The sequence below is a fragment of the Bacillus sp. ES1-5 genome (assembly GCF_022487605.1).
In the GTDB taxonomy this organism is placed as follows: Bacteria; Bacillota; Bacilli; order Bacillales; family Bacillaceae_G; genus Bacillus_A; species Bacillus_A wiedmannii.
Window position 1 is genome coordinate 103,734 of sequence record NZ_JAKVPU010000006.1, and the last position, 21,802, is coordinate 125,535.

At 37.4% G+C, this 21,802-nt stretch carries 20 protein-coding genes and 1 other annotated feature; of the genes, 16 read left to right on the plus strand and 4 right to left on the minus strand.

The window, feature by feature from the left end; genetic code table 11:
* Window positions 1-80: 80 nt before the first annotated feature.
* From recJ to MKO96_RS19950, 8 genes are all read left to right on the plus strand, one after another.
* Window positions 81-2,420 (plus strand): single-stranded-DNA-specific exonuclease RecJ, encoded by a 2,340-nt coding sequence (recJ, locus tag MKO96_RS19915; RefSeq protein WP_240588435.1) that lies wholly within the window; start codon window positions 81-83, stop codon window positions 2,418-2,420.
* Window positions 2,421-2,467: 47 nt separating this feature from the next.
* Complete coding sequence (locus MKO96_RS19920) at window positions 2,468-2,980, plus strand: adenine phosphoribosyltransferase (RefSeq protein ID WP_000346221.1); 513 nt, start codon at window positions 2,468-2,470, stop codon at window positions 2,978-2,980.
* Between the two features lie 210 nt (window positions 2,981-3,190).
* Window positions 3,191-5,374 carry a GTP diphosphokinase gene (gene relA / locus MKO96_RS19925; RefSeq protein ID WP_002145623.1) on the plus strand — a complete coding sequence of 728 codons (2,184 nt, stop codon included), beginning with the start codon at window positions 3,191-3,193 and terminating at the stop codon, window positions 5,372-5,374.
* 17 nt (window positions 5,375-5,391) lie between these two features.
* Window positions 5,392-5,832, plus strand: coding sequence for a D-tyrosyl-tRNA(Tyr) deacylase (locus tag MKO96_RS19930; RefSeq protein ID WP_001266955.1), 441 nt, complete (start codon window positions 5,392-5,394; stop codon window positions 5,830-5,832).
* A 268-nt stretch (window positions 5,833-6,100) separates the two neighbouring features.
* Window positions 6,101-6,277 (plus strand): hypothetical protein, encoded by a 177-nt coding sequence (locus MKO96_RS19935; protein ID WP_001242605.1) that lies wholly within the window; start codon window positions 6,101-6,103, stop codon window positions 6,275-6,277.
* 54 nt (window positions 6,278-6,331) lie between these two features.
* Window positions 6,332-6,562: a binding site (T-box leader), on the plus strand.
* Between the two features lie 69 nt (window positions 6,563-6,631).
* Window positions 6,632-7,903, plus strand: coding sequence for a histidine--tRNA ligase (gene hisS, locus MKO96_RS19940; RefSeq protein ID WP_000027073.1), 1,272 nt, complete (start codon window positions 6,632-6,634; stop codon window positions 7,901-7,903).
* Window positions 7,904-7,915: 12 nt separating this feature from the next.
* A complete protein-coding gene (gene aspS, locus MKO96_RS19945; RefSeq protein ID WP_240588436.1) occupies window positions 7,916-9,691 on the plus strand; it encodes an aspartate--tRNA ligase in 1,776 nt (591 codons plus the stop codon).
* 272 nt (window positions 9,692-9,963) lie between these two features.
* Window positions 9,964-10,731, plus strand: a complete 768-nt coding sequence (locus MKO96_RS19950) for a tRNA threonylcarbamoyladenosine dehydratase (RefSeq protein WP_000903181.1) — start codon at window positions 9,964-9,966, stop codon at window positions 10,729-10,731.
* A 429-nt stretch (window positions 10,732-11,160) separates the two neighbouring features.
* Here MKO96_RS19950 and MKO96_RS19955 read toward each other — a convergent pair whose 3' ends face one another.
* Together MKO96_RS19955 and MKO96_RS19960 are read right to left on the minus strand one after the other, a co-directional pair.
* Complete coding sequence (locus MKO96_RS19955; protein ID WP_240588437.1) at window positions 11,161-11,802, minus strand: RsfA family transcriptional regulator; 642 nt, start codon at window positions 11,800-11,802, stop codon at window positions 11,161-11,163.
* 37 nt (window positions 11,803-11,839) lie between these two features.
* Entirely contained in the window at window positions 11,840-13,126 is a 1,287-nt protein-coding gene (locus MKO96_RS19960; protein WP_240588438.1) for a replication-associated recombination protein A, read from the minus strand.
* Between the two features lie 292 nt (window positions 13,127-13,418).
* On the opposite strand from MKO96_RS19960, the gene cymR reads away from it, so the two are divergent.
* From cymR to MKO96_RS19995, 7 genes are all read left to right on the plus strand, one after another.
* On the plus strand, window positions 13,419-13,835 hold the full coding sequence (gene cymR, locus MKO96_RS19965) for a cysteine metabolism transcriptional regulator CymR (RefSeq protein ID WP_000704116.1): 417 nt from the start codon (window positions 13,419-13,421) through the stop codon (window positions 13,833-13,835).
* Between the two features lie 35 nt (window positions 13,836-13,870).
* Window positions 13,871-15,016, plus strand: a complete 1,146-nt coding sequence (locus MKO96_RS19970) for a cysteine desulfurase family protein (RefSeq protein ID WP_087982098.1) — start codon at window positions 13,871-13,873, stop codon at window positions 15,014-15,016.
* 16 nt (window positions 15,017-15,032) lie between these two features.
* Entirely contained in the window at window positions 15,033-16,148 is a 1,116-nt protein-coding gene (mnmA, locus tag MKO96_RS19975) for a tRNA 2-thiouridine(34) synthase MnmA (RefSeq protein ID WP_064474720.1), read from the plus strand.
* A 110-nt stretch (window positions 16,149-16,258) separates the two neighbouring features.
* Window positions 16,259-16,918, plus strand: a complete 660-nt coding sequence (locus MKO96_RS19980) for a tetratricopeptide repeat protein (protein ID WP_098274438.1) — start codon at window positions 16,259-16,261, stop codon at window positions 16,916-16,918.
* Between the two features lie 107 nt (window positions 16,919-17,025).
* Complete coding sequence (gene recD2, locus MKO96_RS19985; RefSeq protein ID WP_087982094.1) at window positions 17,026-19,362, plus strand: SF1B family DNA helicase RecD2; 2,337 nt, start codon at window positions 17,026-17,028, stop codon at window positions 19,360-19,362.
* Window positions 19,363-19,489: 127 nt separating this feature from the next.
* Complete coding sequence (locus MKO96_RS19990) at window positions 19,490-19,678, plus strand: hypothetical protein (protein ID WP_000469281.1); 189 nt, start codon at window positions 19,490-19,492, stop codon at window positions 19,676-19,678.
* Between the two features lie 18 nt (window positions 19,679-19,696).
* Entirely contained in the window at window positions 19,697-19,825 is a 129-nt protein-coding gene (locus tag MKO96_RS19995) for a YrzQ family protein (protein WP_001053553.1), read from the plus strand.
* Between the two features lie 35 nt (window positions 19,826-19,860).
* Here the strand turns inward: MKO96_RS19995 and MKO96_RS20000 are convergent, their stop codons facing one another.
* Window positions 19,861-20,073 carry a hypothetical protein gene (locus tag MKO96_RS20000; protein ID WP_000242555.1) on the minus strand — a complete coding sequence of 71 codons (213 nt, stop codon included), beginning with the start codon at window positions 20,071-20,073 and terminating at the stop codon, window positions 19,861-19,863.
* A 176-nt stretch (window positions 20,074-20,249) separates the two neighbouring features.
* Here MKO96_RS20000 and MKO96_RS20005 point away from each other — a divergent pair, with 176 nt between their 5' ends.
* Complete coding sequence (locus tag MKO96_RS20005; RefSeq protein ID WP_048562241.1) at window positions 20,250-21,317, plus strand: AI-2E family transporter; 1,068 nt, start codon at window positions 20,250-20,252, stop codon at window positions 21,315-21,317.
* A 38-nt stretch (window positions 21,318-21,355) separates the two neighbouring features.
* On the opposite strand, the gene MKO96_RS20010 is transcribed toward MKO96_RS20005, so the two are convergent.
* The gene (locus MKO96_RS20010; RefSeq protein ID WP_240588439.1) at window positions 21,356-21,700 is read right to left on the minus strand and encodes a PH domain-containing protein; all 345 of its coding nucleotides are present in this window, start codon (window positions 21,698-21,700) and stop codon (window positions 21,356-21,358) included.
* Window positions 21,701-21,802 lie beyond the last annotated feature (102 nt).

A 21,802-nucleotide genomic window follows, 5' to 3' on the forward strand; every position in this document is an offset into this window, starting at 1 on the left:
ATAGATATTGCATCGTAGTTTGCATTATATTGTCACCCCTTAATCTGTCTTGTATAATGAACAGGTTAAGGGGTGATTTCGTGTTACAACCGAAGACGCGTTGGAAAGAAAAAGAATATAATAATGAGCGAGTGAGTGAATTAGCAAGTAAATTACAATTATCACCACTTGTCGTTTCGTTATTCCTCGGTAGAGGACTAGATACAGAAGATAAGATTTTAGATTTTTTAAATACAGAAAATCAAGAATTTCATGATCCATTTTTATTAGAAGGAATGGATAGAACGGTAGAACGTGTAAATAAGGCGATTCAAAATGGAGAGCAAATATTAATATTTGGTGACTACGATGCGGACGGAGTAAGTAGTACGACTGTGTTATATCTTGCCTTGCAAGAATTAGGTGCAGATGTAGAATTTTATATCCCAAACCGTTTTACAGAAGGATATGGACCAAACGAAGAAGCATTTCGTTGGGCACATAGCGCAGGATTCTCACTAATTATTACTGTCGATACTGGTATCGCAGCAGTACATGAAGCGAAGGTAGCGAAGGAGCTTGGAATAGATCTTATTATTACAGATCACCATGAGCCACCACCAGAATTGCCAGAAGCACTTGCGATTATTCATCCGAAATTAGATGGTGGTGTATATCCGTTTCACTATTTAGCTGGTGTAGGTGTTGCGTTTAAAGTTGCACATGCACTACTAGGCCGTGTACCAGAACATTTATTAGAAATTGCAGTAATTGGTACAGTAGCCGATTTAGTGTCACTTCATGGTGAGAATAGATTGCTAGTGAAGCGCGGTTTAAAGCATATGCGCATGACGAAAAATATCGGACTAAAGGCGCTATTTAAAGTTGCTAACGTTTCGCAAAGTGAAATTACAGAAGAGAGTATTGGTTTCTCACTCGCACCGCGTATTAATGCAGTTGGACGTTTAGAAGATGCTACGCCGGCTGTACATCTTTTATTATCAGATGATCCAGAAGAAGCGAAAGAGCTAGCTGAAGAAATTGATGAGCTGAACAAACTGCGAAAAGATATTGTAAAGCAAATTACAGAAGAAGCTATCGCTGAAGTGGAAAATAATTTCCCGCCAGAAGACAATAAATTACTAGTACTGGCAAAAGAAGGCTGGAATCCAGGTGTAATTGGAATTGTCGCATCTAAATTAGTTGAACGTTTTTATCGTCCAACGATTGTACTATGCATTGATCCTGTAAAAGAAACAGCAAAAGGTTCAGCACGTAGTATTGCAGGATTTGATTTGTTTGCAAATTTGTCAGATTGTAGAGAGTTATTGCCACACTTCGGAGGGCATCCGATGGCAGCGGGAATGACGCTACATATGAATGATGTAGATGAATTACGCCGCCGCTTAAATGAACAAGCAGAGGTAATTTTAACAGAAGAAGATTTTGTTCCAATTACAGCTGTTGATGTCTTTTGTAAAGTGGAGGATGTAACACTGGCAGCAATTGAAGACATGCAAAAGTTAGCGCCATTTGGTGTTGGAAATCCAAAACCGCGTATTGCAGTGAAGGATGCAGAGTTAGAAAGTATTCGTGCAATCGGATCAGATAGCTCTCATTTGAAAATGGCTCTTCGCGATGGACAAGCGACACTGGATACAATCGGATTTGGTTTTGGTGCGTATGCGAAAGAAATTTCTCCAGTTGCAAAGGTATCTGTAATAGGGGAAGCATCTATCAATGAATGGAATAATTTTAAGAAGCCGCAATTAATGGTACAAGATATTGCTGTAGAGGCTTGGCAATTATTTGATTGGCGTAGTATGCGTAACGTAGAAGCAAATGTAGCAGAACTTCCGAAAGAAAAAATAACGATGGTGTATTTTTCTGAAGAGGTATTGAATAAATTTTCTTTAGAAGACTATAAAGAGCATATGATGCATGCATCAGAAGTAACTCATTTAGACGATCAATACATCGTGTTACTTGATTTGCCAAAAGGAACAGATGAATTAAGAGATTTATTTAAAGTCGGGTTCCCGTCGCGAATTTATACGCTATTTTATCAAGAGAATAATCATTTATTTAGTACTGTTCCAACGAGGGAACATTTTAAATGGTACTATTCGTTCTTGAGCCAAAAAGCACCATTTTCTTTAAGACAATATGGAGAACAACTATGTCGACATAAAGGTTGGTCAAAAGATACAGTAAATTTCATGACACAGGTGTTTTTTGAGTTAGAATTTGTTACAATAAAAGATGGCGTCATTTTTATGGCAGACAAAAAACAAAAGCGTGATTTAATTGAATCGAACACATATCGTGAGAAAATGAACCACTTACAATTAGAAAAAGAATTGGTTTATAGCACATATCAGCAACTATATACATGGTTTGAAACGATTCGTAATCATAAAGAAGTAGAACAGTTAGGGTAAAGGATTTGTATTTACAAACCTTTTAGATCTGAGGAGGATTCAGAAATATGGATTTCAAGCAACATATCGCAATTGTACCGGATTATCCAAAAGAAGGTATTGTATTTAAAGACATTACACCGTTAATGAACGACGGTAAAGCATACAAAGCAGCAACAGATGCAATCGTTGAGTATGCAAAGAAAAGAGACATTGACGTTGTAGTAGGGCCAGAAGCACGTGGCTTTATTATCGGTTGCCCAGTTTCTTATGCGTTAGAAGTAGGTTTTGCACCAGTTCGTAAATTAGGGAAATTACCACGTGAAGTAATTACAGTTGACTACGGTAAAGAATATGGTAAAGATGTTTTAACAATCCATAAAGATGCAATTAAGCCAGGTCAACGCGTATTAATTACAGATGATCTATTAGCTACAGGTGGAACAATTGAAGCGACAATTAAGCTAGTTGAAGAACTTGGCGGAGTTGTAGCAGGAATTGCATTCTTAGTAGAGCTTACTTACTTAGATGGTCGTAAAATGTTAGATGGTTACGATGTATTAGTATTAGAAAAATACTAATCACTATATAGGTAAAACTACGGTGATAAAAAGTACCCGTGAATCTCTTGGAGAGGAGCGGGTACTTTTGTATAATTGCACAAAAAAATAAGGTGAAATGTCAGTAAAATCTTTTCCTTTTCACAATTCACAATCATTAGGTTATAATGATAGAATATAATTTATTCTATTTAATTAAGATAAAGTCAATTTTCAATAAAAGGTGATTCGATGGCAAATGAGCAGGTACTAACAGCTGAACAGGTACTCGAGAAAGCAAGTCAATATTTAGCAGATGAAGATATTGAGCTAGTGGCACGTGCCTATGAATATGCACGTGATGCGCATAGCGAACAATACAGAAAATCGGGTGAACCGTACATTATTCATCCAATTCAAGTTGCAGGTATTTTAGTTGATTTACACATGGATCCAGCTACAGTATCAGCAGGTTTCTTACATGATGTAGTGGAAGATACAGAGATTACATTAGAAGATATCGAACGGGAATTTAATAAAGAAATTGCTATGCTTGTCGATGGTGTAACAAAGCTCGGAAAGATTAAATATAAATCTCATGAGCAACAACAAGCAGAAAACCATCGTAAAATGTTTATCGCAATGGCTCAAGATATTCGAGTTATTTTAATTAAACTAGCTGATCGTCTTCATAACATGCGTACATTGAAACATTTGCCTCAAGAGAAGCAGCGTCGCATTGCGAATGAAACGTTAGAAATCTTTGCACCTTTAGCACATAGACTCGGAATTAGTACTATTAAATGGGAGTTAGAGGATACGTCACTTCGCTATTTAAATCCGCAACAATATTATCGTATTGTAAATTTAATGAAGCGTAAACGTGCAGAGCGTGAAGAGTATTTAGATGAAGTAATGACTGGTATTCGTGAGAAATTAAAAGAGGTTTCAATTCAACCTGAGATTTCTGGAAGACCAAAACATATTTACAGTATTTATCGTAAAATGGCACTGCAAAATAAACAGTTCAATGAAATTTACGATTTACTAGCTGTACGTGTCGTAGTAAATAGTATTAAAGATTGTTATGCGGTGCTTGGAATTATTCATACGTGCTGGAAGCCAATGCCAGGTCGTTTTAAAGATTATATTGCAATGCCGAAAGCAAATCTATATCAATCTCTTCATACGACTGTAATTGGGCCGAAAGGTGATCCGCTTGAAGTGCAAATTCGTACGAAAGAAATGCATGAGATTGCAGAATTCGGGATTGCGGCACACTGGGCGTATAAAGAAGGAAAAACAGCAGAAACAACAGGTACATTAGAGAAGAAACTTACATGGTTCCGTCAAATATTAGAATGGCAAAATGAAGCTTCTAATGCAGAAGAGTTTATGGAGTCATTAAAAATTGATTTATTCTCTGACATGGTATTCGTCTTTACACCGAAAGGCGATGTAATGGAATTACCACTTGGATCTGTTCCGATTGACTTTTCGTATCGCGTGCATTCGGAGATTGGAAATAAAACAATTGGTGCAAAAGTAAACGGGAAAATGGTGACGCTTGATTATAAATTAAAAACAGGTGACATCATTGAAATTTTAACATCGAAACATTCGTATGGGCCAAGTCAAGACTGGGTGAAACTTGCTCAAACATCTCATGCGAAAAACAAAATACGTCAATTCTTTAAGAAGCAACGTAGAGATGAAAATATTGAAAAAGGCCGTGAGCTTGTTGAAAAAGAAGTGCGTGGTCTAGAGTATGAGATGAAAGAAGTGTTAGCTCCTGACAATTTAAAACGTGTTGCTGAGAAGTTCAATTTTGCAAATGAAGAAGATATGTTTGCAGCAGTTGGATATAGCGGGATTACAGCGTCGCAAATTGTTACGCGACTAACGGACAAATTCCGTAAGCAACGTGAAGAAGAAGAAATCGTTGAAGTTAAAGAAGTTCGTAAACCGATGAAAATTCGAAAATGGGATTCTGGCGTTAAAGTAAGCGGTGCGGATAATTTATTAATTCGCTTATCAAAATGCTGTAACCCAGTACCGGGTGATGATATCGTTGGATATATTACGAAAGGCCGAGGCGTATCGATTCACCGCCGTGATTGTGTAAATGTTCATACAGAAGAAGCTGTAGAACGTTTATTAGAAGTAGAGTGGGAAGGTAGTCCTGAAAAAGAAATTGAGTATAACGTTGATATTGAAATTTCAGGTTACGATCGCCGTGGTTTATTAAATGAAGTATTGCAAGCTGTTACAGAGACGAAAACGTACATTTCGGCAGTTTCTGGTAGAAGTGACCGTAATAAGATGGCGACAATTAATATGTCAATCTCTATTCGTAACTTACAGCACTTGAAAAAAGTGGTAGAACGCATTAAACGTGTTCCAGAAATTTATGCAGTACGACGCATGATGCATTAATAGGGAGTGTAGAAAAGATGAGAGTTGTTTTACAACGATCAAAAGAAGCGTCTGTCACAGTAGACGGTGAGATCGTAGGACAAATTCCGTTCGGTTTAACATTACTAGTTGGCATTACGCATGAAGATACAGAAAAAGATGCAACTTACATTGCAGAAAAAATTGCGAACTTACGTATTTTTGAAGATGAGAGTGGAAAGATGAACCATTCTGTACTTGATGTAGAAGGACAAGTTCTATCAATTTCTCAATTCACATTATACGGAGATTGCCGCAAGGGAAGACGTCCCAACTTTATGGATGCTGCCAAACCTGATTATGCAGAGCGTTTATATGATTTCTTTAATGAGGAAGTTCGTAAGCAAGGATTGCATGTAGAAACAGGGAAGTTCGGAGCAATGATGGATGTTTCTTTAATCAATGATGGTCCGGTGACCTTAATTGTGGATAGTAAATAGTGTTGCTAAAGAAGAGGGGATTATATAATCCTCTCTTTTTTATATATTGTTGTATGTTTTGTTCATTTATCCCGCTATTTGTGGAAGATCCACTGCCCGTAAAAGCCTGATTAGTGAGGGCTAATAATGAGTGGCGATGGACAGAACCCCTATTCATTAAAGTTTCACTTTATTTGGAATCAATAGCTGTTTCAGTTATGTATAACTCTTTCATCAATATGGAACAATAAAAAGTAAAACATCTATATTGAATGTGAGGGATATACGTATGCGTATGAATGAAAAAGGGCATTCTGTTACAAATGGTGCAAATCAACTGTTTAACGTAAATTTTCATGATTTTATTTCAAAAGAGCAAAACAATACTTCAATGGAGCTCGCTTCTGAGTTTGGGATTTCTCTTCAAGATGTAAAGCGTCTAAAGAAGCAGATTGAGCGCTCTTAGAGTACTTGACAATCCTACTCAACAAACGTATAGTAATTTTATATTTACATATGAATATAACCGTTGATAGAGAAGAGTAAATGAGACACACATGGAAAGAGAAGAAATGTCTTAGGCTGAAAACATTTCTACATGATGACTGATTGAATGACACTCTAGAGGTTTCAACTTGAACGGCATATATGCTTAGTAGGGATGAACGCACATTTAAGCGTTATTAAAAAAGTGGAAGCATACGTGCTTCAATTAGGGTGGCACCACGGGTATAATACTCTCGTCCCTACTGTTCAAACAGTAGAGGCGGGAGTTTTTTTATTTTTATTAAGATTAAAACAATTTGAGGAGGAACTGAATATGTCTATTCAAATCCCACGCGGAACGCAAGATATTCTTCCGGGTAGCGTTGAGTTATGGCAGTATATCGAAGGGCAAGCACGCGAAATTTGCCGTCGTTACAACTATAAAGAAATTCGTACACCAATTTTTGAACACACTGAGCTATTTTTACGTGGTGTTGGTGATACGACAGATATCGTACAAAAAGAAATGTACTCATTCCAAGATCGTGGAGAGCGCAGTTTAACATTACGTCCAGAAGGTACTGCACCTGTTGTACGTTCTTACGTTGAAAACAAAATGTTCGGTGATGCAACACAACCAACGAAATTATACTATATTGGTCAAATGTTCCGCTACGAAAGACCACAAGCAGGTCGCTATCGTCAATTCGTACAATTCGGTATTGAAGCAATCGGTAGTAACGATCCTGCGATTGATGCAGAAGTAATTGCACTTGCTGTAGAGTTTTACCGCGGCATGGGCTTAAAAAATATTAAAGTTGTATTAAACAGCTTAGGTGATGCAGCGAGCCGTCAAGCGCACCGTGATGCGTTAATCGCACACTTTGAGCCACGTATCGGCGAGTTCTGTTCTGACTGTCAATCTCGTTTAGAAAAGAACCCTCTTCGTATTTTAGATTGTAAGAAGGACCGTAACCATGAATTAATGGGAACAGCACCATCTATTACAGAATACTTAAACGAAGATTCAGCAGTATACTACGACAAAGTTCAAGAACTATTAACGATGATGGATGTTCCGTTTGAAAAAGATCCGAACTTAGTACGTGGTTTAGACTACTATCAACACACTGTTTTTGAAATTATGAGTGAGGCAGAAGGTTTCGGTGCTATCACTACATTAAGCGGCGGTGGCCGTTATAACGGGCTTGTACAAGAAATCGGTGGGCCAGAAATGCCAGGTATCGGTTTTGCGATGAGTATCGAACGTTTAATTATGGCGCTAAAAGCTGAAAACATCGAATTACCAATTGAACATAGTATTGATTGTTATGTTGTAGCGCTTGGTGAAAAAGCGAAAGACCATGCTGCAAAAGTTGCGTTTGATCTTCGTAAAGCTGGATTATCAGTTGAAAAAGATTATTTAGACCGCAAAATGAAAGCACAATTTAAATCAGCAGATCGTCTAAAGGCGAAATTTGTAGCTGTATTAGGGGAAGATGAGCTAGATAAAGGCATCATTAACTTAAAAGATATGGCAACAGGCGAACAAGAAGAAGTAGCATTAGATGTATTTGCTTCATACGTAGCAGAGAAATTAATATAGGGGGAACTTACAGTGGCTGAAAGAACACATGCATGTGGAAAAGTAACAGTAGAAGCAGTTGGACAAACAGTTCAATTAAAAGGTTGGGTACAAAAACGCCGTGATTTAGGTGGATTAATCTTTATCGACTTACGTGACCGTACAGGTATCGTGCAAGTTGTATTTAACCCAGAAACATCAAAAGAAGCGTTAGAAATAGCAGAAACTATTCGTAGTGAATACGTATTGCACGTAGAAGGTACAGTTGTTGAGCGTGGTGAAGGCGCAATTAATGACAATATGGCAACTGGTCGTATTGAAGTACAAGCAACGAAAGTAAACGTATTAAATGCAGCAAAAACAACGCCAATCATTATTGCTGATGATACAGATGCATCAGAAGATGTGCGTTTAAAATATCGTTATTTAGACTTACGTCGTCCTGCAATGTTTAACACATTCAAAATGCGTCACGACGTAACGAAAACAATTCGTAACTTCTTAGACACAGAAGAGTTCTTAGAAGTGGAAACACCAATTTTAACGAAGAGTACACCAGAAGGAGCTCGTGACTATTTAGTACCAAGTCGTGTACATGATGGTGAATTCTATGCATTACCACAGTCTCCACAATTATTTAAACAGCTTCTTATGGTCGGCGGATTTGAGCGTTACTATCAAGTAGCACGTTGTTTCCGTGACGAAGATTTACGTGCGGACCGTCAACCAGAATTCACGCAAATTGATATCGAAGCTTCATTCTTAACACAAGATGAAATTTTAGATATGATGGAGCGCATGATGACGAAAGTTATGAAGGATGCAAAAGGTGTAGAAGTAAGTGCACCATTCCCTCGTATGAAATATGCTGATGCAATGGCTCGCTACGGTTCTGATAAGCCAGATACACGCTTTGAAATGGAACTAACAGACTTATCTGAGTTTGCTGCAGGTTGCGGCTTTAAAGTATTTACAAGTGCTGTAGAAAGTGGCGGACAAGTAAAAGCAATTAATGCAAAAGGTGCTGCGAGCAAATACTCTCGTAAAGATATCGATGCATTAACTGAATTCGTGAAAGTATACGGTGCAAAAGGTCTAGCTTGGCTTAAAGTGGAAGAAGACGGCTTAAAAGGACCGATTGCGAAATTCTTCGGTGAAGAAGAAGCAAACGCGTTAATGACTACATTAGAAGCTACTGCTGGCGACTTATTACTATTCGTAGCAGATAAGAAGAGCGTTGTTGCAGATAGCTTAGGCGCACTTCGTTTACGTCTAGGTAAAGAGCTTGAGTTAATTGACGAAAGTAAATTTAACTTCCTATGGGTAACGGATTGGCCACTTCTTGAGTACGATGAAGATGCAGATCGTTACTTCGCAGCTCACCATCCATTCACAATGCCATTCCGTGAAGACGTTGAGCTATTAGAAACAGCACCAGAAAAAGCACGTGCACAAGCATATGACCTTGTATTAAACGGTTATGAGCTTGGTGGTGGATCACTTCGTATTTACGAGCGTGACGTACAAGAAAAAATGTTCAAAGCACTTGGATTCTCACAAGAAGAAGCACAAGAGCAATTCGGATTCTTATTAGAAGCATTCGAATACGGTACGCCACCACACGGCGGTATCGCATTAGGTTTAGACCGTCTTGTTATGTTACTTGCAGGCCGTACGAACCTTCGCGACACAATTGCATTCCCGAAAACAGCAAGCGCAAGCTGCTTATTAACAGAAGCTCCAAGCCCAGTTGCAGAAGCACAGCTTGAAGAGTTAAACTTAAAATTAAGCTTAAAAGAAGAGAAGTAAGAATAAAGTCTAGATGGTTATACTATAGCCGTCTAGACTTTTTTTTGAGAGGAAATTTAAAAAGTCCGGTTTAGATAACTGTCGCATCTCATCGTTACGTATGCTAGGTTCTCTAAATACGTATATTTAAGGGGAAATAAAAGCTCGTTTACACTATGTTTTTATTCTCGAAATATGTATTTTTAGGAATTCTATAACTTTTTCTATACAAATAGTCGGAAAAACGCTAGAATACATGATAGACCATTTTTGTAATAGGAGTGTAGAGCTGAATGTTACATCAATTTTCACGTAATGAATTAGCCTTCGGTAAAGAAGGACTTGAAATATTAAAAAATAGTACAGTCGGTATTTTAGGAATTGGCGGCGTAGGATCATTTTCGGCAGAGGCGTTAGCGCGTTCTGGCGTAGGACGTCTCGTATTAGTCGATAAAGACGTTGTAGATATTACAAACGTAAACCGTCAAATTCACGCGTTAGTATCTACTGTAGGACGTTCAAAAGTAGAATTAATGAAAGAACGTATTGCAGACATTAATCCAGAGTGTGAAGTAATTGGACTAGAAATGTTTTATACTGATGAAACATATGAAGAGTTCTTCAAACATGGATTGGATTTCGTAGTAGATGCATCTGATACGATTACGTTCAAAATTCATTTAATTAAACAATGTTTACGTCGCAAAATTAAAATTATCTCATGTATGGGTGCAGCAAATAAAATGGACCCAACTCGTTTCCGTATTGCGGACATCTCTAAAACACATACAGATCCAATTGCGAAAGTAATTCGTACGAAGCTTCGTAAAGATGGTATTAAAAAAGGTGTAAAAGTTGTCTTCTCTGACGAAAACCCAATCGTAATTCGTGAAGAAGTACGTAAAGAAATCGTACCAGACGAAAATGCAAAAATTCGTAAAGCGAAATTACCACCTTCATCAAATGCATTCGTACCATCTGTGGCAGGCCTAATTATGGCAAGTCACGTTGTACGTGAACGTATTAAAAACGTTGAAGTGAAGCGTGTAGGGCAAGAATAAAAAGAAAGCATATATCCGTCTAGGATATATGCTTTTTCTATTGTGTTTTAAAGAATTGCAGATATTTGCAATACTAATAATTCGAATGTAAGTAATCCTAATAAAGAATAATCGTATTTATCCGACTTATAGGCGGAAGTCTTTTTTAAACTCTGAATGGTAAAAAGTCCTAATGTTAGAACGAGAATACCGAGTGTTATTTTGAAGACTATTAATGAAATAGCGACCATCTCCTTTCAAACATATGTCTTTATAGTAACATTCAAGTGAGTAATATCCAATTATTACCTGATGTTTCTTTGTGTGAACTTGAGGTTTATTGTTGTCAATTTTTGCCTGTAAATCGTTGTAAATTAATTTAACAATGTATTTTTTACCGAAGAAAAAAGATGCCACACAGCCAGAAACCCCGACTAGGTGACATCCCTTTTAATTTTCTGCAGAATAAATAATATCTAAATTACCATTTTGATCTGTTTTGAAAATTGGAGCGATCTGTTCTTCTTGTTCTTCAACTGAAACGAGTTTTCGAGCACGGTCCATAATTCTAACAAGCATGGCATAATCTTCTTCGATTGCCTGTTGTTTTTTTGAGAGGACCGCTAATTTTGCTTCGAGTTCATGATTCGTTTTTTGCAGGGACGTGAGCTGAGCTTGTAATACGTCATTTTCAGTCTGTAACTTTGCGAGTGAAGGGTTATTGTGCTCTAAGTTTTGCAAAAATGAAATGACACTTTGCATTGTAAGTTCTTGTTTATTTGGCGTAATATCTTCTGAAAACTCGGCATCAATTACGAGTTGTTTCGTTTGCGTGAAATGCTCTTTTTCTATTTTAGCTTCAGAGCGTTTTAATTCTTTACGTTGTTTTTTTGCAAATTGAACAGCATCTTCGTAATTCGGTCGTACTTCAGCATTCCATCTAAATCCACAAGCTGCGGAAGTGCGGTTCAATGTATCGCCGACTTCATCGAATGCTTTTATTTGTGTGCTACCGCTGCGAATATGTCGTAAAACAGTTTCTGCTAAAAGGAGATCATCTTCTTTTGTCCATGCATCTTGACGTGTTTTCATAAGCGAAGCCTCCATAATGGTGACGTTTTCGCTTATGTTACCCTTTATTTTTCGTTTTATTCGAACTTTGTAATCTTTCATATACAGTAGAAAGTGCTTGCTCAAATTTCCCTGTCGTTTTTGGTTTATAATATTGTTTGTTTTTTATTTTATCAGGTAAGTATTGTTGTTGTACCCAGCCATTTGGATGGTCGTGTGGATATAAGTATCCAATGCCTCTTCCAAGTGATTCTGCGCCTTTGTAATGACTATCTTTTAAATGACTTGGAATGTCGCCTGTTTGAACGTTACGTAAATCGTGTAATGCAGCATCAAGAGCTTTATAAGCTGAGTTTGATTTTGGTGATAGGCAAAGCTCGATAACAGCATTTGCAAGTGGTATGCGTGCTTCTGGGAAGCCAACTCGTTCAGCTGATTCTATGGCTGCTAGTGTACGCGGTCCGGCTTGTGGGCTAGCAAGTCCGATATCTTCGTATGCCATAATAAGAAGACGTCTACCAATGCTTTGTAAATCACCAGCTTCAATAAGACGTGCTAAATAGTGAAGTGCTGCATTTACATCACTTCCGCGTACCGATTTTTGAAATGCCGATAATACGTCATAATGAGCATCTCCACCTTTGTCGTGAACGAAACTCTTTTTTTGCAAGCATTCTTCTGCGATTTCTAGCGTAATTTCTGCAGACTTGTCATCCGTTGTAAAGCTAGATAAAACAGCTAGTTCAAGTGCATTATAAGCGGAACGCATGTCTCCACCAGATGCATTTGCAAAGTGATGTAATGCTTCAGGCGTAACCGTTACATCATATTCCCCGAGACCTTTTTCTTTATCTTCAAGTGCTCGTTTTAAGCCAATTAAAAGATCATCTTCTGTTAATGCGTGTAATTCGAAGATTTGACAACGACTTCGAATAGCAGAATTAATAGCATGGAACGGATTACTCGTTGTTGCACCGATTAAGGTAAGGAGTCCGCTTTCTAAATGAGGTAATAGAAAATCCTGTTTTGCTTTATCTAGACGGTGTACTTCATCTAAAATTAAAACGAGGTGTCGATGCATCTTTGCTTCTTGTACAACAACCTCCATATCTTTTTTATTATGAGTAACAGCGTTTAATAGGCGAAAAGGGGTTCCAGTACTTCCTGCAATTGCGCTCGCAATGGATGTTTTTCCTGTGCCTGGAGGGCCGTATAAAATCATAGATTGAAAATGATTTGCTTGGACCATTCGCCATAAAATTTTTCCTTCACCAACTAAATGTTGTTGTCCGATAATTTCTTGAATATTTGTAGGGCGCATTCGATGTGCGAGTGGCTGTTTCATTTTTACCGTCTCCCTTAAAGTATAATCTCTTTCTATCGTATCATTTTTTTTAGTGGAATTTGAAATAGGATGCTGTTTTGTGGGAAAAATGAATATAAATATTTTCATTTTTCTTTCAATTGTAATAATTTCCGAGTTTTTCAATGTGATTTTATGTTATCATTTTGATACACAAGTTGAAATTTCTTATAATACTATATTATGCTATAATTTCATAGGATTTTAAATTGTGTTCTTTTATAAATAAGATATAACCAATAGAAGTGAAAATTTGAAAAGAGGTGCAAAATAGATGAAGATTTCAACGAAAGGCCGCTACGGCTTAACAATTATGATCGATCTTGCAAAAAAGTTTGGTGAAGGTCCGATTTCCTTAAAATCAATTGCGCAGGCACATGACTTATCGGAACATTATTTAGAGCAATTAATTTCACCACTTCGTAACGCTCGCCTAGTAAAGAGTACGCGCGGGGCATATGGCGGATATGTATTGTCAGATCAGCCAGCTAACATTACAGCTGGGGATGTAATCCGTGTATTAGAGGGTCCAATTAGTGTTGTAGAAATGATAGAAGAAGAAGAACCAGCACAACGCCAATTATGGATGCGTGTTCGTGATGCGGTGCAAGAAGTGTTAGATAGTACAACGTTAGAAGATTTGGTACGTTATGAGGAAGAAAATCACGGGGGCTATATGTTTTACATTTAATTCCTTGTGAAACGATTTGGAAAGAAGGAGATTTAATGGAACGCATTTACTTAGATCATGCTGCGACATCTCCGACTCACCCAGAAGTGGTCGAAAAGATGATTCCATATATGACAGAAACATTCGGGAACCCGTCTAGTATTCACTTTTATGGACGTCAAACGCGTCATGCAGTAGATGAGGCAAGACGCGCGGGTGCACGTAGCATTCATGCGAATCCGAATGAAATTATATTTACGAGCGGTGGTACAGAAGCTGATAATTTAGCACTTATAGGTGTAGCACGTGCGAACCGTCATAAAGGTAACCATATTATAACGACGCGAATTGAACATCATGCAATTTTGCATACGTGTGAATTGTTAGAGCGCGAAGGGTTTGAAGTGACATATTTACCTGTTGATGAAACAGGACGCGTTCAAGTTTCTGACATACAAAATGCATTAACAGAAGAGACGATTCTCGTATCCGTTATGTTTGGGAATAATGAAATTGGGACAATGCAACCAATCGCGGAAATAGGGAAGTTGCTAAAAGAGCATCAAGCTTATTTTCATACAGATGCGGTACAAGCTTACGGATTAGTAGAAATAGATGTAAAAGAGTTCGGCATTGATTTATTATCGATTTCAGCTCATAAAATTAATGGACCAAAAGGTGTAGGGTTCCTATACGCTGGTGCAAATGTGAAATTTGAACCGTTATTAATAGGCGGGGAGCAAGAAAGAAAACGCCGTGCTGGTACTGAAAATGTACCGAGTATCGTTGGTTTGCAACATGCAATTTTACTAGCTGAAAAAACTCGTGAGCAAAAAAATGCCCAATATGAAGAGTTTAAAGATATAATGGTATCTGTCTTCAAAAATGAAGACATTACTTTCGAGGTAAACGGAAACTTAGAATATCGCTTACCACATGTGCTTAATATTAGTTTTACAGGAATGAACATTGAACCGTTCCTTGTGAACTTAGATATAGCTGGCATTGCAGTGTCAAGTGGTTCGGCATGTACAGCTGGTTCGATTGATCCATCACATGTATTAGTAGCGATGTTCGGAAAAGACTCCGATCAAATACGTTCATCCGTACGCTTTAGTTTTGGACTTGGAAATACGAAAGAGCAAATTGAGAAAGCGGCGTACGAAACAGTGAAAATCGTGAAGCGATTAACACAAAATTAGCATGGGAGGTGACATGATGAACAAACTACCTCAAGAAACACGCGTTGTCATCGGGATGTCCGGTGGCGTCGATTCATCTGTAGCAGCTCTTTTATTAAAAGAGCAAGGCTATGATGTAATCGGAATTTTTATGAAAAACTGGGATGATACAGATGAGAATGGTGTCTGCACAGCAACAGAAGATTACAATGATGTAATTGAAGTGTGTAACCAAATTGGCATTCCATATTATGCAGTAAACTTTGAAAAACAATACTGGGATAAAGTATTTACGTACTTCCTAGATGAGTACCGAGCTGGTCGTACACCGAACCCAGATGTAATGTGTAATAAAGAAATTAAATTTAAAGCATTTTTAGAGCATGCGATTGCGCTTGGTGCTGATTATGTAGCGACAGGTCATTATGCACGCGTTGCTTATATGGACGGCGAATATAAAATGCTTCGCGGCGTTGATGATAATAAAGACCAAACGTATTTCTTGAATCAATTAAGCCAAGAGCAATTATCAAAAACATTGTTCCCGTTAGGTGAATTAAAGAAACCGCAAATTCGTGAAATGGCGACAGAAGCTGGTTTAGCGACAGCGGCGAAGAAAGATAGTACTGGTATTTGCTTTATCGGTGAGCGTAACTTTAAAGATTTCTTAAGCAACTATTTACCAGCGCAACCAGGTGTGATGCAAACATTATCTGGTGAAGTGAAAGGAAAACATGACGGTTTAATGTACTATACAATTGGACAACGTCATGGCCTTGGTATTGGTGGTAACGGTGATCCGTGGTTTGCTGTTGGGAAAAACTTGAAAGAAAACATTTTATATGTTGATCAAGGATTCCATAACGAACTTCTATATGGTGATGAAGTTATTGCTACGAATATCGGCTGGGTAAGTAATGAAGCGAAAGAAAAAGAATTTAAGTGCACAGCGAAATTCCGTTATCGTCAAGAAGATAATAAAGTAACGGTTCAAATCGTTGATGAAAATACAGTTCGTATTCTTTGTGACGAGCCAATTCGTGCAATTACACCAGGACAAGCAGTTGTTTTCTATGATGGAGATGAGTGCTTAGGCGGTGCTACAATTGATGAAGTATATCGTAGTGGTAAGAAATTGGATTATTTAGGATAAAATGAGAAGCCTCTGCCGATTAGCGGTTAGAGGTTTCTTTTACATAAAGCGAATTTTCGTTCGCTTGGAAAATACATTCTTTGTTATAATTTGTTGTAGAGGTGAAGGACATGTCAAACAAACTTGAAACAGGTATTCAATATATGCAAGAAGGAAACTGGGAAGAAGCTGCTAAAAATTTCACAGAAGCAATCGAAGAAAATCCGAAAGATGCGCTTGGATACATTAATTTTGCGAACTTATTAGATGTAATAGGTGATAGTGAAAGAGCAATTTTATTTTATAAACGTGCATTAGAATTAGATGATAAATCTGCGGCTGCTTATTATGGATTAGGAAATGTGTATTACAGTCAAGAGCAATTTGCAGAGGCAAAGGCTGTATTTGAACAAGCGATGCAAGCGGGATTACAATCAGCTGATGTAACATTTATGTTAGGTATTACACATGTGCAACTTGGAAATGATCGTCTTGCACTGCCGTTTTTACAAAGAGCAACAGAATTAGATGAAAACGATGTAGAAGCTGTGTTCCAGTGCGGACTTTGCTTTGCACGTTTAGAACATATTCAAGAGGCGAAACCTTATTTTGAAAAGGTATTAGAAATGGATGAAGAGCATGCAGATGCGTATTATAATTTAGGTGTTGCGTACGTATTTGAAGAAAATAACGAGAAGGCTCTTACTTTATTTAAGAAAGCAACTGAAATTCAGCCAGATCACTTTTTAGCTGGTAATGGTGTTCGTTTATTAGAGCAAGAAGCTGAATAAAGTGAAATTATAGTTTAATGCGCAGTTACCCCTCATCTAAAGGTTGTGAAAGAGGTGGGGGATGTACTGCTCATTAAGGTGAAAAGAACTCGGGAAGGAGAGGAAAGATGGGAAATCAACATGCCATGGATTTGTTTGAGGAAGAGAAAAAATTTATAAAAGCGCAAGTTCTTCATACCATTTTCCACAACGAAGAAAACCTCTATTCCGTTGTCAGTATGAAAATCATTGAAACGAATGAAACGTACGACGAAAAAAAAGTGATGATAAACGGTCATTTTCCCCGCATGCATGAAGATGAAGTGTTTACATTGACAGGGCATTTTAAAGACCATCCGAAGTATGGGAAACAATATTTAGTTGAAACGTTTAAGAAAGAATTGCCGCAAACAAAAGCAGGTATGGTGCAATATTTAGCGAGCGATTTATTTAAAGGGATTGGAAAGCGTACGGCCGAAAAAATTGTAGATCATCTTGGGGAGCATGCTATTTCTAAAATTATGGATGATCCGGATGCGTTAAATGGTGTTGTTAACAAACAAAAAGCGCAGGAAATATATGAGACAATTGTTGAACATCAAGGGTTAGAGAAAGTAATGAGCTTTTTAAATGGTTATGGTTTTGGAACGAAGCTTTCTATTAAAATCTATCAGCAATATAAAGAAATGACATTAGAAGTGATTCGTAATAATCCATATAAGCTTATTGAAGAAGTGGATGGGATTGGCTTTGGAAGAGCGGATGATATAGGACGTGCGTTAGGTATATCGGGTAATCATGATGACCGTGTACGTGCGGGGTGTTTTTATACGTTAGAGAATGTTTCACTGCAACTCGGTCACGTTTATATGGGGAAAGATCAACTTGTAAGAGAGACGATGTCACTTTTAAACAATCAAGAAGGAAGAGTGACTGAGGAAGATATTGTAGGCTGCGTTGAAATGATGCAAAGTGAAGGGAAAGTCATTATAGAAGAAGAGCGAGTGTATTTAGCTTCGTTATTCTACTCTGAAAAAGGCGTTGTAAAGTCAATTCGTCGTCTTATGAACCAAGAAGAAACCCCTGCATTCCCTGAAGCAGAAGTGTTAAAAACGTTAGGGGAAATTGAAGAACAGCTAAAGGTACAGTATGCACCGCTTCAGCAAGAAGCAGTTCAAACTGCACTTCATAAGCCGATGATGCTATTAACAGGTGGACCAGGAACGGGGAAAACAACAGTTATTAAAGGGATTGTTGAAATGTATGCGTCACTGCACGGATTATCATTAAATACGAATGAATACAGTGATGATAATCCATTTCCAATATTATTAACGGCCCCAACAGGAAGAGCAGCGAAGCGTATGAGTGAATCGACAGGGCTTCCAGCTTGTACGATTCATCGTTTGCTTGGTTGGACGCCAGAAGGGTCTTTCCAGCGCAATGAAACCGATCCAGTACAAGGAAAGTTACTCATTATTGATGAGTTTTCAATGGTTGATATTTGGCTTGCAAATCAGTTATTCAAGTCACTTCCGACAAATATTCAAGTTATCGTTGTAGGTGATGAAGATCAGTTGCCATCTGTAGGACCTGGACAAGTGTTAAAAGATTTATTAAATGCAGGAGCCATCCCAACGGTAAAACTTACAGAAATTTATCGTCAGGCAGAGGGTTCGTCTGTTATTCAGCTTGCCCATGCGATAAAAGACGGAACACTTCCAGCAGATTTAGCGCAAAATAAAAAAGATCGTTCATTTATCAGCTGTGCAGGGGCTCAAATTGTTGAAGTTGTAAAAAAAGTATGTGAAAACGCGAAGACGAAAGGGTTTAGCGCAAAAGATGTACAAGTGTTGGCACCTATGTACCGCGGACCAGCAGGTATTAATGTGTTAAATGAAGCTCTTCAAGAAGTGTTTAATCCGAAAAAAGAAAAAAGTAAAGAAATTGCCTACGGTGACGTTGTTTATCGAAGAGGTGATAAAGTACTTCAATTAGTCAATCAGCCGGAAAGCCAAGTATTTAATGGTGATATTGGAGAAATTGTTTCGATTTTTTATGCAAAAGAAAATGTCGAGCAGCAAGATATGATTATCGTTTCATTTGATGGGATTGAAGTAACGTATACAAAGCCTGATTTGAACCAAATTACCCATGCATATTGCTGCTCAATTCATAAATCACAAGGTAGTGAATTCCCAATAGTTATTATGCCAATTGTAAAGAGCTACTACCGTATGTTACGTCGTAATTTAATTTACACGGGCATTACAAGGAGTAAGAAATTCCTTATTATTTGTGGTGAGGAAGCAGCTTTCCGGTCTGGTGTAAATCGCCTTGATGATGCAATGCGTCAAACGACTTTAGCGAGTCGCTTGCAAGAATCACAAGGAGAAGTACAGATGGTAACAGTTAATGGCGAAGAAATGGACGTGGAAAACATTTCACCGTATGATTTCATGTAACAAGGTGAAATTATATAGTGAAACTTTCAAACGTATAACGTTGAAAGGCTCCAGCAATGTATAAATGAATGCGGTTTGGACATAATGGCGAATAGAATCTGGGAGACTGTAAGGAGATGAAAGCCATATGTTCATTTGTCCAAATTGCAAAGGGAAAGACATTGGAAAAATAGGTGTCAACCAATTTTATTGCTGGAATTGTTATATCGAATTATCGGTTTCAAAGGGGAAAATCCATACGCATCAAGTAGAGGAAGATGGTTCATTAAGCTCTCTTGATGATTTATTTGATGAGAACGAAAGAACGATCGGATAACGAAAAGGGGGATTTACTTTGAATCTACGCAATTCATTAATCGCATTAGGTGTTGGAGCGGCAGCATATCAATATGCTCGCAAGCAAGATGTATTTTCAAAACGCAATATGAAAAAAGCACGTAAGATGATTAAATCTTATTTATAAGCGCAAAAAACTCCCTTCATCATAAGGGAGTTTTTTTATGCACTTGTATGTAAATATAAAAGTCCAATTTCAGAGAAGAGATACGATAGGCCGTAACATCCAACGCCTAGCATTCCGTAATGGAATAATTGCTTCGCTCTTTCTTTTCGTGAGGAACGAATAAAGAAACCTTTCCAAATACCAAACCCGATACAAACCCATTCAAGAATCATAAAAAGTGCTGATAATACGAGCATAAATAAAACCATTATGAGCCCTCCTGATTATATTGTTTCATGCTGCATTCTCAGGGGTGGTTGTCCTTATTATGTTATGTATATGTACGTCTTTACAAAACAGTATGGTCTGGACGAAAAGATTTTAAAACTTTCGCACATAACCTACCCTATTTATTTTCAAAATAAAGGTGGAGGAGGTTTTTCATGTGAAGAATCTTAAAATCATTTGGATATATCGTTTAGGGTTATTGTTACTTGTATTTCTTTGCTTGCTCGTCTTTTTAAAAATTAAGCCGCTATGGGCACCCATTATTTTTGTATTTAAAGTGGCAATTACACCGTTTCTTATTGCGTGTTTTATTGCGTATTTATTGCATCCTTTAATTGAAAAAATTCATAAAGAAGGGATGCCACGTACACTTGCTATTTTGCTCATTTACATCCTTTTCTTTGGCGGAATTGGTTATGGGATTTATAAAGGAACGCCAATTGTTATTAAGCAATTACAAGAGATTAATGAGCAATTTCCGCAGTTTACAAAAATGTATGATTCTTGGATGGATGGCGTTACGGAACAAACAGCGAACTTCCCGTCCTTTATTCATGAAAAGGTGAAACAAATTTTTGGTGGAGTAGAAACGAAGATACAATCACTTTTAAATAAAGTGATGAGCACAGCCCGTGGCGTATTGGACTCGTTGCTTATTATTTTCTTAATACCGTTCATTGTATTTTACATATTAAAAGATTACGGTGAGTTTTATCATATCTTTTGGAAACTAGTCCCGAGTAAGTGGCGTAGTACAGGGCAAATGCTGGCGAAAGAAATTGATAAGTCACTCGGAAGTTATATTCGAGGACAGTTATTTGTTTGCTTAGTATTAGGAGGAGTATCTGTTCTTTCTTTTTGGTTTATCGGTATGAAATATCCATTATTACTCGGCATTATTATTGGGGTAACGGATATAATCCCGTACTTCGGTCCTATTTTAGGGGCGATTCCGACATTGATGATTGCGGCAACGGTATCAACGAGTTTACTCATTAAGGCGGGAATTACGATTGCTATTTTGCAATTTTTGGAAAGTAACATTTTATCACCTTACATCGTTGGTAAGTCACTTCGTATGCATCCTGTTATTATTATGCTCGCATTACTAGTTGGGGGAGAAGTGGCAGGAATTGTAGGATTATTAATATCAGTTCCTGTTTTAGCGGTCATTCGTACGGTGATCGTTCATGTAAGGCCTCTTTGGAAAAAAGAAGATGTGTAATATGATAGCCCTCTACTTATAAAAGTAGAGGGCTATCATTATTTAGAGAGTTGCTCGTGTATTTGTTGAACGAGAGAGCTTACATTATTTGTTTGAATATGTTTTATTTTTTTCCATTCATTATCGTACATAAATATAATTTGATTGCTGAAAAGACGCTTTTGCTCTTTTAGATTAGAAATGTTTGCAAAAGAGTACTCTTCAAATATTGGGTTCTTACTTACATCTGGTCCATAAAAGAAGAGCCGTTTGTTCGTTAAAATTAACAGTCCTGGTCTTGCAACGGAACGATAAATAAATATATTTAATGAACATGCTACATAAAACAATATTGTTTCGTCAGTCATTAATATGTTTTTAGCTTTGCTTAATAAGGTTGTCATTGTAATCGCTCCTTTATTATTAATAATTTAATTATAACAAAAATATAATATTACGAAAAAATATAGAGATAGTACAATTTATTAATAAATGCATAATATATT